Source organism: Thioclava sp. NS-SX20 (assembly GCF_057380695.1).
Window position 1 is genome coordinate 2,601,399 of the sequence record NZ_CM170816.1, and the last position, 13,425, is coordinate 2,614,823.

Consider the following 13,425-nt stretch of genomic DNA (forward strand, 5'->3'; position numbering starts at 1 on the left):
CCTAACCTCAATCCCGTCCTATTATTTCGAGCCGTGAGCAAACCAATCAGCAGGATTGATCGGCTCGTCGCCCTTGCGTAATTCCATATAAAGCGTTTCCGTTCGGTCGGCGCTACTACCTTTGACGGCGCTGTCGACAAATTCGACACCGAATTCACGGGCGCTTGGTTCTTTGCCACCCATCATGCCCAATGCACCGCCTTGCGGCACAACGTCACCCGTTTCTCCATACACGGTTCCCAGCCCTGCCAGAACCAAAAGATATCCGTCCGATGGTTCGATCACCATCACATTTCCGTAGTCCAGAAGCGGGCCGAGATAACGAATAGTTGCAGGCCAGGGGGCGGTTACCAAGGCCGAAGGAGCAGTGGCGATCACCCAGCCGGGGCGGCGAATACCGGCGGCATCGGCCTCGTTATACTTGCGTAACACACTGCCGATCACCGGCAGGGGCAGTTTTCCCTTGGCAGACTGGAAGTCATTGACCGGCGCGCCGATATCGCTGTCCAGATCCAGAATGCCGCTGGCAAAGGCTTCCAGCGTATCGGCGCTTTGCACGAGCTGCTGAAGATCCTGTGGCGTTTCCAGATAACGTCCGGGCAGCGCCTCGCGCTTGGCAATGGCTTCGGCAAGCTGGGTGCGCGCGCGCTGGACAGATTCCATGCCCTTGGCCAGAACGTCGATTGCGCCTTGCTGGATGTCGCGCATCTGTTTGATCTCGTCGAGCTTGACCGAAAGCTCTTTGGCTTGCGCTTGCAGGGCAGGGGTCACCGATCCGAGGATCATGCCGGAGCGGGCCGTGCCGACCGGACCCGCAGGATGCATCAGCAGCATCGGGCCGTCCGATTGCTGCATGGATGACATCACCCCCAGCAGCCTGCCGATTTCATCACGTTTGCCATCGAAGCTCTGTTTGATTTCCGCTTCGCGAATGGCAAGGCGCCGCAATCCGTCGCGCAGCGCACTCAGCCCGTGCTCGTAGGCGTTGATCGTGGCAGTCAGGCTTTCGATCCGTTCGGATTTGGTCTTCGCATCATCCATAGCGGCAATGGCACCGCGCAGATTTTGCGCGGCTTGCAAAGCATTATCCATTGCCGGATTACCTGCGGCAAAGACCGCACCGGACATCAGGCCATAAAACAGGGCCGAACCAAGAAACCGAAAGCCGAACCGCATCAGAGATCGATCAGGCTCTGGCCCGTCATTTCTTCCGGCACGGGCAGGCCCATCAGACCCAGAAGCGTCGGGGCCAGATCGGCAAGACGGCCCGTATGCAACTTGGCACCAGCCGGCCCGCCCACCAGTGCGACAGGCACCAGATTGGTGGTATGCGCGGTATGCGGACCACCGGTTTCGGGGTCGATCATGGTTTCACAGTTGCCGTGATCGGCGGTGATGACCATCGCGCCTCCCGCCTTTTCCAGCGCCTCGCGCACGCGGCCGATATCGCGGTCGATCTCCTCGCAGGCGGCCATCGCGGCTTCCAGCGATCCGGTATGGCCTACCATATCGCCATTGGCATAATTCACCACGATCAGGTCGTAGCCTGCCTCGATCGCTTCGACGAATTTATCGGTCACTTCGGGGGCGGACATTTCGGGCTGCAGATCATAGGTCGCCACTTTCGGCGATTTCGGCATGAAACGGTCCTCGCCCTCCCACGGCTCTTCCTTGCCACCATTCAGGAAGAAGGTCACATGCGGGTATTTCTCGGTTTCGGCAAGGTGGAACTGGCTCTTGCCCTGTTTCGAGACCCATTCGCCCAGCGTATTGACGATTTTCTTTTTGGGGTAGGCGGTTGTCATATAGGCGTTATGGCTGTCGGAATATTCGACCATGCCCAGCAGAGCCGCCCATTCGGGGCGGGCAGATGTGTCGATACCGTCTTCGGCAAAATCGGGTTCAGCCAGGGCCTTGAGGATTTCGCGCGCACGGTCAGCGCGGAAGTTGAGGCAGAAGAAACCGTCGCCCGATTGCGTGCCCTTGTAATCGCCGATGACGGTGGGCGCGATAAATTCATCCATCTTGCCCGCGTCATAGCTTTGCTTGACGGCTGCCTGAGGCGTTTCGGCATGCGACACATCCCCTGCGGCTTTGGTGATCGCGTCATAGGCACGCCCGACACGTTCCCAACGGTTGTCGCGGTCCATTGCCCAATAACGCCCGATCACGGTGCCCACACGCGCCCCTTCCGGCAGACGGTCCACAAGTTCGTCGATAAAGTGCGCCGCACTGTCGGGGGCCACATCGCGCCCGTCAGTGATTGCATGCAGCACAACCGGAACACCGGCCTCGGCCAGCGCGCGGCATCCCGCCAGAACATGTTCGATATGACCATGCACGCCGCCATCCGACACCACCCCGAACAGATGGGCGGTCCCGCCGGATTGCTTCATCTTCTCGGTAAAGGCCAGCAGCGCCTCGTTCTTGAAAAACGACCCGTCCTCGATGGCCAGATCGATCTGGCCCAGATCCATCGCCACCACGCGGCCCGCACCGATATTGGTGTGGCCCACTTCCGAATTGCCCATCTGTCCCGTCGGCAGCCCGACATCGGGGCCGAAGGTGATCAGCGTGGATTTCGGGCATTCGGCCCAGATCCGGTCGATATTGGGGGTTTTGGCAAGGGCAGGGGCGTTGCCGACCGTCTCGGCGCGTTCGCCCCAACCGTCAAGAATACAAAGAACAACGGGCTTAGGATGGGTCATGGCGGCCTCTTTCAAATCAGCAGGTTCTGCATAAGCGTTCCTCAGCCATGCGGCAAGTTTCTCGGACAGGTTCTCCGAAATTCGGCGATCAAGCGGCGGTGAACAGAATTCGGGCCGCCTTTGGCTCGGAACAAGGGATTTCAGTTAAAAATGCGGCATTGAACAGGGTTTCCAACGCCTCATCCGGTTCATCGGCGTAAGAGCGGCGCAGATCAAGAACCACGGCCCCGCCCATACGCAACGTTTTTTGGAAGATCGGCAGATAGGTCGGGATCGGGTAGTGAAACCCGCAGGATAATGTGGAGATGACCAGATCGGCATGCAGCCCGTCAATCTGCTCCGGCGTCTTGCGCGGGTTGATCCGGCGCACCCGCTTGGCGCCGTTTTGACGCAAAAGCTCTGCCGCTTCGGCCAGCGAGGCATATCCCGCCCCTGTCTCCGCCCAGAAATGGTATTGTTCCGGTGTCTCCTCGATATCGATCAGCAGGAAGGACGGATCGTGATCGACCAGCAGGAAAAGGTCCCCCAAAGCCTGACCGCATCCGATATCGATCACCGATTTCGGCTCTATCTGGGCTTTGGCAAGAGCTGCGGCCAGATGCTGGTGATCAACATGCAATTCACCAAGGACGGAGTCGAATATGGCGCGACGATGCGCTTCTGCGTCCTGCATCAGCGGGGTAGGGTTGCCGTTACTCCATGCTTTCTGGGCCGATCTCGAAATATGGCGCGTGCGTTGATAGCCCAGCAGAGCGATCCCGCGCGGTGACAGGGCCTCATCCGAAAACATCTGGAACTCAGAGGCTTGCATCATCTGCCCTGTTAGACGCGGTGATAGGGGGTACCGGCCAGAATTTGTCCGGCGCGATAGATCTGTTCGGCCAGCATGACGCGCACCAACATATGCGGCCAGACCATTTTCCCGAAGCTGATCGAGAAATCTGCGCGCTGGCGCAGGGAAGGGTCGATACCGTCCGCGCCACCGATGATAAAGCACACATCCCGTGCCTGATCGCGCCAGCCACCCAGTTTCTCCGCGAAATCGGGCGAGGAAATAACCTGCCCGCGTTCGTCAAGCGTAATGATCGCGGCCCCTTCGGGGATCGCGCGTTCAAGCAGCTTGGCCTCTTCCGCCATTCCCAGATTGCGTTTGTCTTCGACTTCAACGACCGAAGCGGACCCCAGCCCAAGGCTACGGCCCGCTTTGTTGAAACGGTCGAGATAGTCGGTGATCAGCGTCAACTCTGGGCTTTTGCGCAGCCTGCCTACCGCCAGAACGGTTACTTTCATCTTGCGGCTATCCGGATCAGATGGGGTCGCCCGTCGGCACCCACATTTTTTCCAGTTGGTAGAATTCGCGCACTTCCGGACGGAACACATGCACGATGACATCATTCGCGTCGACCAGAACCCAATCGCCGGCTTCTTTGCCCTCGATTTTGCAGATGATACCGAATTCGTCTTTCAGCCGCTCTGCAAGTTTCTCGGCAATGGCGGCCACCTGACGGCTGGAGCGGCCAGAGCAAATCACCATATGATCCGAGATCGACGACCGACCGGCCAGATTGATCGTAACGATTTCTTCGGCCTTGTCGTCATCAAGCGAGCTGAGGACGCGTTCTAGAATTTGGTCGCTTTTCAAATTGGTACTTGCCACGATATCAGCAGTCATAGGCACCACCATTGCACCGGAATTGACCGCTGCGAGTTCAGGATGAGACAGGACATAGTCCTCCGAGAGTTGCACGCCGTCCAAGCCCCGACGCTGGGCATGAGGTCAAAATAACATCCGGCGCAGGAAATCTCAACTTTGGCTGGAGGAAATTCGACGCGTCATGTGAAGCGGGCCGCACGATCGCGTTCAAGTGCCCGTTTTTCTGCGCGGTCCAGACGGGTAATAATCTGGGATAGGCCTTCTCCGCGCGCTTGTGCGCGTGACCAGATCTTGTGGCACGAGCGGGCAGACCAAGGCAGGGCGGCTTGTGCGACCCACCGCCTGAGCGGCGCAGGCAGCGCATCGTAATTTTGCATCGTATTGGTTTTCAAAGGGCGCTTCAGGCGCGTCGAGCCCAGATTTCCCACCATGTCTGCTCCGGCTGTATGTAATACTATATCATTACATATAGCCGGAGCGATTTTCAAGCCGCCTGAAAAGCCGCCCTTGCAGAGCGGCTTTCAATGGGGCGAAACCTCAGAAGTCTTCCCAGTCATCGTTGATATCAGGACCATTGGCCTGTTTCTTGATAACAGGCTGTGGTGCCGGTTTGACGGCGGTCTTCATAGGGGCTGCCGGTTTTGCGTTAGACGTGACAGGCTTTGGCGTTGACGCGGCGCTCCACGATCCCGACCGGTTTTCCGACGTTTTGGACACGGGCTGACAGAGTTTGAATTGCGCGGTGGAGCTTCGCAGATCACTTGCGGCAAGTGTCAGTTGTTTGCTGGCCATCAGCGTGTCCTGGAAAAGTGCCGTATTTTGCTGGCTATTGGCATCCAGATGCGCGACCGAATTGTTGATCTCGGACACACCGGCAGATTGTTCGGTGGCCGAACGGGCGATATCCGAAACATGGTGCGAAATGCGCGATACCGATGCGGCGATCCGTTGCAAGGCGCTGCCTGCTTCGTTGACCATTGTTGCGCCCTTGGACACGTGGTCCCCGCTTTCCGAAATCAAAGTGTTGATTTCCCGAGCGGCTTCCGATGACCGTTGCGCCAATGCGCGCACTTCCGAAGCCACCACAGCAAAACCGCGACCGGCCTCCCCTGCGCGGGCAGCTTCTACCCCGGCATTGAGCGCCAGAAGATTGGTCTGGAAGGCGATATCGTCAATCACATCGATGATCCGCGAGATCCGGCCAGAGCTGTCCTGAATTTGCTGCATCGCATCCACGGCTTGCGAAACAACATCTCCGCTACGTTCGGCCTCGCCACGGGCTTCCTGCACGACCTTGTCGGCCTCTGTCGCGCCTTGAGCGGCTTGCTGGACGGACGAGGTCAGTTCTTGCAGGGCTGCGGCTGTTTCTTCCAGAGTCGCCGCGGTGGTTTCTGTCTTGCGGGCGACATCTTCGGACGAGGCCGTAATATCAAGCCCCTGCTGTTCGATCACCTCGGCAGTCTGGCTGATTGTCCCGATGAGACTTTCCAGCTTGGTGACCGTACGATTGAAGTCATTGCGCAGTGTTTCATACTCTGCCGGAAATGCTGTTTCCAGCCGGCGGGTCAGATCGCCCTCTGCCAGAGCGTTCAGAGCAATAGCCAGTTCGGAAACCACCTTACGCTGTTTGTCGGCATTGGCTTCCCGTTCGGCATCGCTTTGGGCGCGCATAAGGTCACGCTCGGCCTGATCGGCGGCGCTGCGCTCCATCTCGCGGCGTTCGGCGGCAAGGGCCTCTGTTTCGCGATGGCGACGCTCTTCCTCGGCTTGGGCCTTCAGGGCCTCCTGCTCCGCCTTATGGCGGCTGGCTTCCTGTTCCATTTCTGCGCCACGACGGATCGACATCTGGAAGGTCTCGACCGCCCGCGCCATTTCCCCGATTTCGTCTTTTTGCCCCGTGAAAGGAACGGCACTGTCCACATCACCATCCGACAGACACCCCATACGCAGCTTCAGATCGCGGATCGGAGCGGTTACAGAACGGGCGATCAGCCAGCAGACCAGCCCGACAAGGATGAAACCGGCAATGAAGATGGCTGCGGCAATATTGCGGATCTGGGCGATCTGGGCCTGAATATCTTCGATATAGGAGCCGGTAGCGATGACCCAGCCCCATGGTTCGAAGGCGCGGGCATAGCTGATTTTCGGAATCTGTTCGTCTGCGCCATCATCTCCGGTGCGTTTCGAACTGTAATGCAACAGCCCGCCGCCTGCTGTGGCAAGATCGCGCAGATCGCGATAGACATAAATGCCGTTGGGATCGGTGAACTGGCTCTGGTCCTGACCGGCGCGCTGGGGATCACGGCCATGCGCGACAAGTTTCATATCATTCGTAAAAGCAAAAAGATAATTGCCGTCATCATAGCGGGCGGCGTTCAGAATCCGTGCGCCTTCCGCTTTGGCCTCATCAAGCGTGCGTCGGCCCTTGGCAACGTCTTCTTGCAGGGCGACAAGCTGGCTGACATTGCTATCGACAACATCGCGAAGATGGGCCTCGCGCATCTCATATGTATTTCTGACCATAAAGCTGAACATGGTGACCGCAATGGCCAGGCTGGTCAGAACGGAAAATACGATAATCGAATAAATCCGCGTGGAAATCCGCAGATTCGAGACAAACTTCATGACAACACTCCTGATATCACCAGAAGAGGTTGTAAACGAAACTCGTGAATCCTTTCTTGCCAGCCGTCTTTTCACGCGCGCACCGGACAGGAAAACATATATTTCCAGAGTGTTTTTTCGATCTTCGCGCAAAGAAAAACCCGCCAAGGTTGCGGCGGGTTTTCTATATCATCTCATGACTGTAGACTCAGGCATTCCATGCCTTGTCTTCGCCACCAATGCCGCCAATCTGCACGCGGGTCGGCAGACCGATCTTGTCGAGGATGGTGAAGAAGGGCTTGGGATCCAGCTCTTCGACGTTCTTCATCGTCTTGGCATCCCATTCGCCCGAGGCCACCAGCATGGCAGCCGCCACCGGCGGCACACCTGCCGTATAGGAGATGCCCTGCGAGCCGACTTCCTCATAGGCTTCTTTGTGATCGGCCACGTTATAGACGAACAGCTCGACATCCTTGCCGTCTTTCGTGCCCTTCACCAGATCACCGATACAGGTCTTGCCGGTATAATCGGGTGCCAGCGAAGACGGATCGGGCAGCACGGCCTTCACCACCTTCAGCGGCACCACTTCCTGACCTTCGGCGGTTTTTACCGGCTGCTCGGACAAGAGGCCCAGCGATTTCAGCACCGTGAAAACGTTGATATAATGGTCACCGAAGCCCATCCAGAAACGCACATCGGCCTGCGGATAGTTGGTTGCCAGCGAATGCACCTCGTCATGGCCCGACTGATAGGCCTTGGAGGGGCCCACCACCGGAAGATCCCATGTCTTGCCCGAGGCAAACATCGAGGTTTCCTTCCATTTCTGGTCTTCCCAGTAATAGACGGTGCCGGTGAATTCGCGGAAGTTGATCTCGGGGTCGAAGTTCGTCGCGAAATAGCGGCCATGCGAGCCCGCGTTGATATCGACGATATCGATCGACTTCACTTCGTCCATCTGGTCGATGGCGAAACGCGCATAGGCATTCACCACGCCCGGATCGAAGCCCGCGCCCAGAATGGCGGTGATGCCCTTCTCGGTGCAGGTATCGCGGCGCTTCCACTCGTAATTGGCATACCACGGCGGGGTCTCGCAGATCTTCTCGGGCTCTTCATGGATCGCGGTGTCGATATAGGCGGCGCCGGTCTCGATGCAGGCGTCCAGCACATACATATTCACGAAGGCAGAGCCTACATTGATGACGATCTGCGCATCCACCTTGCGGATCAGATCAGTCACGGCCGCCGTGTCGCGCGCATTGACTTCATGCGTGTCGAACGTGCCGTCGACTTTCATCGCCTTCTTCTCGTGAACACTGGCAACGATGGCATCGCATTTCGACTTCGTGCGCGACGCGATATGCAGCGCCCCGAACACATCGTTGTTTTGCGCGCATTTATGCGCCACGACCTGCGCCACGCCACCGGCACCGATGATGAGCACGTTCTTTTTCACTTCGGCTGTCTCCTTTTTCTCTTGGACAGGGGAAGGGGGCTTTTAACCCTCAGGACAACGAAGACCGGTAGTCTTCGTAGGTGAATTCGCGGACCGGCGTGATGGTGCCGTCCTTCTCGCGGATGGCAATGGCGGGCATGGCCACACCGTTGAACCAGTTCTTCTTGACCATCGTATAGCCTGCCGCATCGGCAATGCTGATACGGTCGCCAATTTCCAGCGGCGCGTCAAAACGGGCATCGCCAAAGATATCACCCGCAAGGCAGGTTTTGCCCGCAATCTGATATTCATGCGCGCCATTCTGCGGCAGTTTCGCCGTTTCGCGATAGATCAGCAGGTCCAGCATATGCGCCTCGATCGAGCTATCGACAATCGCGACCTTCTTGCCGTTATCGACGATATCCAGCACGGTGACCTCAAGGCTGGCGGTCTTGGTGATCGAGGCCTCGCCCGGTTCCAGATAGACCTGCACGCCGAGGCTTTGGGAAAACGCCTTCAGACGGGCGGCCAGTTTTTCAAGCGGGTAGCCCTCGCCGGTGAAATGGATACCGCCGCCAAGGCTGACCCAATCGAGCTTTTTCAGGAAAGACCCGAATTCCGTCTCGATCCGCGTTAGCTGGCTGTCGAACAGGTCGAAATCGCCGTTTTCGCAGTTGTAATGGATCATCACACCGGAAATCCGGTCAAGCGCGCTTTCCAGACGCTCCAGATCCCATTCGCCCAAGCGCGAGAATTGCCGCGCGGGGTCCGCCAGATCAAAGCCCGAGGTCGAGAACCGCGGGTTCAGCCGCAGACCGGACTGGATGCCTTTGGCCTGCGCCTTGGCGGCAAAACGGTCGAGCTGGCTGAGCGAGTTGAAGATGATCTTATCGGCATAGGAAATCGCTTCATCGATCTCGTGATCGGCCCAAGCCACGGAATAGGCATGGGTTTCCTTGCCGAATTTCTCATGCCCCAGATGCAGCTCGTAGAGCGAGGAAGAGGTCGTGCCATCCATATAGTCGCGCATCGTGTCAAACACCGACCAGGTGGCAAAGCATTTCAGCGCCAGAAGCGCCTTGGCGCCCGATAGCTCCCGCAGGCGCGCGACCTTTTCCATATTCTGGACCAGCTTTGCGCGATCAAGCAGATAGAATGGCGTTTGCATAGGGCATCTCCGGATATCGGGGCATTCGTTTGGCCATATAGGGCCGATATACCCCGCCCGCAAGCGAAGCCTTTATGACGGAAGGCTTCAGTCCACCTTCAGGCGCGACGGTTCAACCGCCAGCGTATAGCCCTTGCGGGCAATGTTGCGCACCAGCAGCTCGGCCACAAGCTGGTTGCCCAGACTGTCGCGCAGGCGCTTGATACGGGTGGCGCCTGCGGCTTCCTCACAATCGGCCTCGGGTTTGCCGCTGATCATCGCCTCGATCTGGATGCCGGACAGAATGTCATCATCCAGCCGCGCCTCGGCCAGAACGGCCAGAGTCTCAATCGCGGCAGGGGTCAGGGTAAAGCCCATGTCATTCAGCATCACCATATTCTCGGCCCGCAGGATGCGCAGGGATTGCACCTCGATGCCCTGACGGCTGATCTCGGCCATACGTTTGTTCTGCGCGATGATCATGATCAGGAAGACCAGCGCCACGACCAGAAGCGCCGTGGCAAAGACCAGCAGGATGAAGATGATCATCCGGTAGCTTTGCAGCACCTCGGAAAAGGCCGTGCCCGATTGCGCCAGCACCTCCAGAAGGCGCAGTTGGGTGGGCTGGGTCAGCGCGTCATTGGCGACAAAGATCTGCTCGACCCGCGTGTTGAAGGCATCCGCATCCGGCAGCGCCAGAAACAGCAAAGCTGCCGCCAGCCCCAGAATGGTGGTGATGGCCACCACACCCCAGATCAGCGCCCGCTGCCCTGTCCGTAGCCCCTCAGTAACGGAGGAAATAGCTTCCCGCACTTTGCTTCCTTTTTTCCAGCCCGTCGTCCCCGAATACGGAAACGATATTGAGTAGCGTCCAGCCGCCGCGTTTCAGCCGCGGTGCCAGCGCAGCCCGCGCCGCATCACGGCTGCAGGCAGTGTCGGGGAGTTTCGCAACCCCGTAATGCAGCCGCAAGGGATCGTCCTGCTTGGCCTTGTAATCGGCATAACAGTCCGCATGCGCAGGGGCTGCAAGGGCACATATAAGTGCGAGGATGATGGCAACAGGTTTCATAGGCCGGATTTTGCGCAAGAGCGCTTTGCCATTCAATAGCAAAGGCTTTTTAGGCGGATGTTATCCGATGACACGCTGTTGATCCGCATGGTTCTGCCGATGATATCCAATGACAGCGCGGCGATATTGCCTGTCTGGCGGGAGACGGCGCATCAGGGGCTATCCGCTTCGCAACTGTGCCGGAGCCTGTTCTATCAGGAGTTAGACCATGTCCCTCTCGACCCGCGTTATTGCCGCAACGACGGCCCTTGCGCTGAGCCTTGCCGCCGTTTCCCCCGCCGCCGCGATGGATTCCGACCAGAAGAAAGCGCTCGGTGTCCTGATCGGGATCGGCGCAGCCGCTGTGCTGATCGACAATATGAATGACAAGAGCAGCAAACGAGACAGCCAGCCCAGATCGCCCGCCTATAGCTGGGATGACCGCGGCGATTCCCGTTGGAATGAAGGCCGTCATGACAGGCGGTATGATCGCGCGCCAAGCTATGCGCAATCTTGTGCCATGAAGGTGCGCACCAATCGCGGTCTGGCCGAGGTTGTCGATAGACGCTGCGCGGAACGCACGGCAGACCGCCGACTACCCCAGAGCTGCCTGATCGACATCCATAGGGGCGGGCGCACGCAGACCGTTTACGGCCAGAACTGCCTTGCGGATCGCGGAGTCCGCATGCGCCGCCACTAGGCACAGCCTCCGCTGCGGCTTGTCGGGCGTGACAGATCGTCGGGCATTGCAGATTGTCGGGGGCCGGTGGGATGTGCAAAAACAGCATATGAACACAAAAACTTCCCCCGATTATTCCTTCGAGGCCGCGGCGCATGCCCGCGGCTTTGTCTCTGTGGCCGGTGTCGACGAGGTCGGACGCGGGCCGCTTTGTGGCCCCGTAACGGCGGCGGCGGTCATTCTGGACCCCGCCCATATCCCCGAGGGGCTCAATGATTCCAAAAAACTCAGCGCCAAACGCCGCGCCGGGTTGGTCGAGGCGATCAAGGCACATGCTATATGGTGTGTGGCCCATGCCAGCGTCGAGGAAATCGACGCGCTCAATATCTACCACGCCTCGCATCTTGCGATGGTGCGCGCCGTGGAGGGGCTGTCGCAACAGGCCGACCACGCGCTTGTTGACGGGAATCGCGTGCCGAAGGATCTCCGGATCAGCGCGGAACCGATCGTCAAAGGTGACGGGCGCTCGGTGTCGATTGCGGCGGCCTCGATCCTTGCCAAAGAGGAACGCGATGCGCTGATGGTGTCGCTGGCGCAACAGTATCCACAGTATGGCTGGGAGCAGAACGCAGGTTACCCTACGGCGCAACATCTTGCCGCCCTTCAGGAATTTGGTGTGACCCCAGTACATCGGAAAAGCTTCAAGCCCGTCCACAATATCTTGTGCCAAGTCAAAATATAGCCCTCTGGTGCAATTAAAGAAATTGACGCTTCGGGCCGGTTCCGCCATGTTTATCCACACAAGATCGGCAAAAATGTCGGCACGTATAGAGCAGTAAAATCAGTCAAATCAGACCGATGCAATTCGGCGGTAACCTGTCTTCCACGGGACAGGAAAGGCATGAGGCAAGTATGACAAAAGCGAAATCGCGGGCGGCGCAGGCCGATCTCCCGCTCAATCAGATCTTGGCAGGCGACTGCATCGCACAGATGAACGCCCTTCCGGAAAACAGCGTAGATCTGATTTTTGCAGACCCGCCTTACAATCTTCAGCTCAAGGGCGAGCTTCACCGCCCCGACAATTCCAAGGTCGATGCCGTCGATGACGCATGGGACCAGTTCGACAGTTTCGCCGCCTATGACGCGTTCACCCGCGACTGGCTGGCCGCCGCGCGCCGTATCCTCAAGCCCAACGGGGCGATCTGGGTGATCGGGTCGTATCACAACGTGTTCCGCATGGGTGCAGAGCTGCAGAACCAGGGCTTCTGGATCATGAATGATGTGGTCTGGCGCAAATCGAACCCGATGCCCAATTTCCGCGGCAAGCGCTTCACCAATGCGCATGAGACCCTGATCTGGGCCTCGAAATCCGAAAATGCCAAGCCGACCTTCAATTACGAGGCGCTCAAGGCGCTGAATGAAGGCGTGCAGATGCGCTCGGATTGGGTGATCCCGATCTGCACCGGCGGCGAGCGTCTGAAGGACGATATGGGCAATAAAGCCCATCCGACCCAGAAGCCCGAAGCCCTTCTGCACCGTGTGATCATCGCCACGACCAATCCGGGGGATGTGATCCTTGACCCGTTCTTCGGCACCGGCACCACGGGCGCTGTCGCCAAGATGCTGGGCCGCAACTATATCGGGATCGAGCGCGAGGAAGCCTACCGCGAGGCCGCGACCAAACGTCTGGCCCGTACCCGCAAGCTGGATGCCGAGGTGCTGGAAGTCACCACCTCGAAACGCGCCGAACCCCGTGTGCCTTTCGGTCAGCTGGTCGAGCGCGGCATGTTGCGTCCGGGCGAGGAACTGGTGAGCCAGGGCAACCGCTACACTGCCAAGGTCCGTGCCGATGGCACGCTGATCGGCAAGGATATCAAAGGCTCGATCCATCAGGTGGGCGCACAGCTTGAAGGCGCGCCTTCGTGCAATGGCTGGACCTATTGGCATTACAAGCGCGATGGCAAACTGGTGCCGATCGACGCGCTGCGCCAGCAGATCCGTGATGAGATGGGTGGCCGGATCAACTGATCCACGGCAAGCTACGGAATAAGACCCCTTGGCCTTCCGGCCTCGGGGCCATGACCGCCAGCGCCCATGTTTACTGCCACAGGGCGCTACCTTGCCCCGCCGACTGCCGGCGGGGTCTTTTTGAC

At 58.6% G+C, this 13,425-nt stretch carries 14 protein-coding genes; 3 read left to right on the top strand and 11 right to left on the bottom strand.

The window, feature by feature from the left end:
- Nucleotides 1-21: 21 nt before the first annotated feature.
- The 11 genes from AC2ISB_RS12785 to AC2ISB_RS12835 all read right to left on the bottom strand — a co-directional run bounded on the left by AC2ISB_RS12785 (nt 22) and on the right by AC2ISB_RS12835 (nt 10,614).
- Complete coding sequence (locus AC2ISB_RS12785) at nt 22-1,176, bottom strand: murein hydrolase activator EnvC family protein (RefSeq protein WP_406735816.1); 1,155 nt, start codon at nt 1,174-1,176, stop codon at nt 22-24.
- Nucleotides 1,176-2,708: a 2,3-bisphosphoglycerate-independent phosphoglycerate mutase gene (gene gpmI, locus AC2ISB_RS12790; RefSeq protein ID WP_486575313.1), complete on the bottom strand. Its 1,533-nt coding sequence runs from the start codon at nt 2,706-2,708 to the stop codon at nt 1,176-1,178. Before gpmI ends, AC2ISB_RS12785 begins: the two co-directional genes overlap by 1 nt.
- Nucleotides 2,709-2,796: 88 nt before the next feature.
- Nucleotides 2,797-3,522 carry a hypothetical protein gene (locus AC2ISB_RS12795; RefSeq protein WP_486575314.1) on the bottom strand — a complete coding sequence of 242 codons (726 nt, stop codon included), beginning with the start codon at nt 3,520-3,522 and terminating at the stop codon, nt 2,797-2,799.
- Between the two features lie 8 nt (nt 3,523-3,530).
- Nucleotides 3,531-3,998, bottom strand: a complete 468-nt coding sequence (gene rlmH / locus AC2ISB_RS12800) for a 23S rRNA (pseudouridine(1915)-N(3))-methyltransferase RlmH (protein ID WP_486575316.1) — start codon at nt 3,996-3,998, stop codon at nt 3,531-3,533.
- 16 nt (nt 3,999-4,014) lie between these two features.
- Entirely contained in the window at nt 4,015-4,380 is a 366-nt protein-coding gene (gene rsfS, locus AC2ISB_RS12805; protein ID WP_406721518.1) for a ribosome silencing factor, read from the bottom strand.
- 161 nt (nt 4,381-4,541) lie between these two features.
- Nucleotides 4,542-4,793 (bottom strand): DUF6525 family protein, encoded by a 252-nt coding sequence (locus tag AC2ISB_RS12810; protein WP_339108625.1) that lies wholly within the window; start codon nt 4,791-4,793, stop codon nt 4,542-4,544.
- Between the two features lie 106 nt (nt 4,794-4,899).
- Nucleotides 4,900-6,987: a methyl-accepting chemotaxis protein gene (locus AC2ISB_RS12815; RefSeq protein WP_486575319.1), complete on the bottom strand. Its 2,088-nt coding sequence runs from the start codon at nt 6,985-6,987 to the stop codon at nt 4,900-4,902.
- A 187-nt stretch (nt 6,988-7,174) separates the two neighbouring features.
- Nucleotides 7,175-8,419 (bottom strand): saccharopine dehydrogenase family protein, encoded by a 1,245-nt coding sequence (locus tag AC2ISB_RS12820; RefSeq protein WP_339108627.1) that lies wholly within the window; start codon nt 8,417-8,419, stop codon nt 7,175-7,177.
- 49 nt (nt 8,420-8,468) lie between these two features.
- On the bottom strand, nt 8,469-9,566 hold the full coding sequence (gene nspC, locus AC2ISB_RS12825) for a carboxynorspermidine decarboxylase (RefSeq protein WP_339108628.1): 1,098 nt from the start codon (nt 9,564-9,566) through the stop codon (nt 8,469-8,471).
- An 87-nt stretch (nt 9,567-9,653) separates the two neighbouring features.
- Nucleotides 9,654-10,358 carry a hypothetical protein gene (locus AC2ISB_RS12830; RefSeq protein WP_406721521.1) on the bottom strand — a complete coding sequence of 235 codons (705 nt, stop codon included), beginning with the start codon at nt 10,356-10,358 and terminating at the stop codon, nt 9,654-9,656.
- Nucleotides 10,330-10,614 carry a hypothetical protein gene (locus AC2ISB_RS12835; protein ID WP_339108630.1) on the bottom strand — a complete coding sequence of 95 codons (285 nt, stop codon included), beginning with the start codon at nt 10,612-10,614 and terminating at the stop codon, nt 10,330-10,332. Before AC2ISB_RS12835 ends, AC2ISB_RS12830 begins: the two co-directional genes overlap by 29 nt.
- Nucleotides 10,615-10,822: 208 nt before the next feature.
- On the opposite strand from AC2ISB_RS12835, the gene AC2ISB_RS12840 reads away from it, so the two are divergent.
- From AC2ISB_RS12840 to AC2ISB_RS12850, 3 genes are all read left to right on the top strand, one after another.
- Nucleotides 10,823-11,293, top strand: coding sequence for a hypothetical protein (locus AC2ISB_RS12840; RefSeq protein ID WP_486575322.1), 471 nt, complete (start codon nt 10,823-10,825; stop codon nt 11,291-11,293).
- 88 nt (nt 11,294-11,381) lie between these two features.
- Nucleotides 11,382-12,014 (top strand): ribonuclease HII, encoded by a 633-nt coding sequence (locus AC2ISB_RS12845; protein WP_406721523.1) that lies wholly within the window; start codon nt 11,382-11,384, stop codon nt 12,012-12,014.
- A gap of 170 nt (nt 12,015-12,184) precedes the next feature.
- Nucleotides 12,185-13,300, top strand: coding sequence for a site-specific DNA-methyltransferase (locus tag AC2ISB_RS12850; RefSeq protein WP_339108633.1), 1,116 nt, complete (start codon nt 12,185-12,187; stop codon nt 13,298-13,300).
- Nucleotides 13,301-13,425 lie beyond the last annotated feature (125 nt).

Bases quoted from the DNA above. Each gene is read 5' to 3' on its own strand.
- rlmH (WP_486575316.1), bottom strand. From the start codon at position 3,998: ATGAAAGTAACCGTTCTGGCGGTAGGCAGGCTGCGCAAAAGCCCAGAG.
- AC2ISB_RS12785 (WP_406735816.1), bottom strand. From the start codon at position 1,176: ATGCGGTTCGGCTTTCGGTTTCTTGGTTCGGCCCTGTTTTATGGCCTG.
- AC2ISB_RS12810 (WP_339108625.1), bottom strand. From the start codon at position 4,793: ATGGTGGGAAATCTGGGCTCGACGCGCCTGAAGCGCCCTTTGAAAACC.
- AC2ISB_RS12840 (WP_486575322.1), top strand. From the start codon at position 10,823: ATGTCCCTCTCGACCCGCGTTATTGCCGCAACGACGGCCCTTGCGCTG.
- nspC (WP_339108628.1), bottom strand. From the start codon at position 9,566: ATGCAAACGCCATTCTATCTGCTTGATCGCGCAAAGCTGGTCCAGAAT.
- AC2ISB_RS12845 (WP_406721523.1), top strand. From the start codon at position 11,382: ATGAACACAAAAACTTCCCCCGATTATTCCTTCGAGGCCGCGGCGCAT.
- AC2ISB_RS12795 (WP_486575314.1), bottom strand. From the start codon at position 3,522: ATGATGCAAGCCTCTGAGTTCCAGATGTTTTCGGATGAGGCCCTGTCA.
- gpmI (WP_486575313.1), bottom strand. From the start codon at position 2,708: ATGACCCATCCTAAGCCCGTTGTTCTTTGTATTCTTGACGGTTGGGGC.
- AC2ISB_RS12835 (WP_339108630.1), bottom strand. From the start codon at position 10,614: ATGAAACCTGTTGCCATCATCCTCGCACTTATATGTGCCCTTGCAGCC.
- rsfS (WP_406721518.1), bottom strand. From the start codon at position 4,380: ATGACTGCTGATATCGTGGCAAGTACCAATTTGAAAAGCGACCAAATT.
- AC2ISB_RS12850 (WP_339108633.1), top strand. From the start codon at position 12,185: ATGACAAAAGCGAAATCGCGGGCGGCGCAGGCCGATCTCCCGCTCAAT.
- AC2ISB_RS12815 (WP_486575319.1), bottom strand. From the start codon at position 6,987: ATGAAGTTTGTCTCGAATCTGCGGATTTCCACGCGGATTTATTCGATT.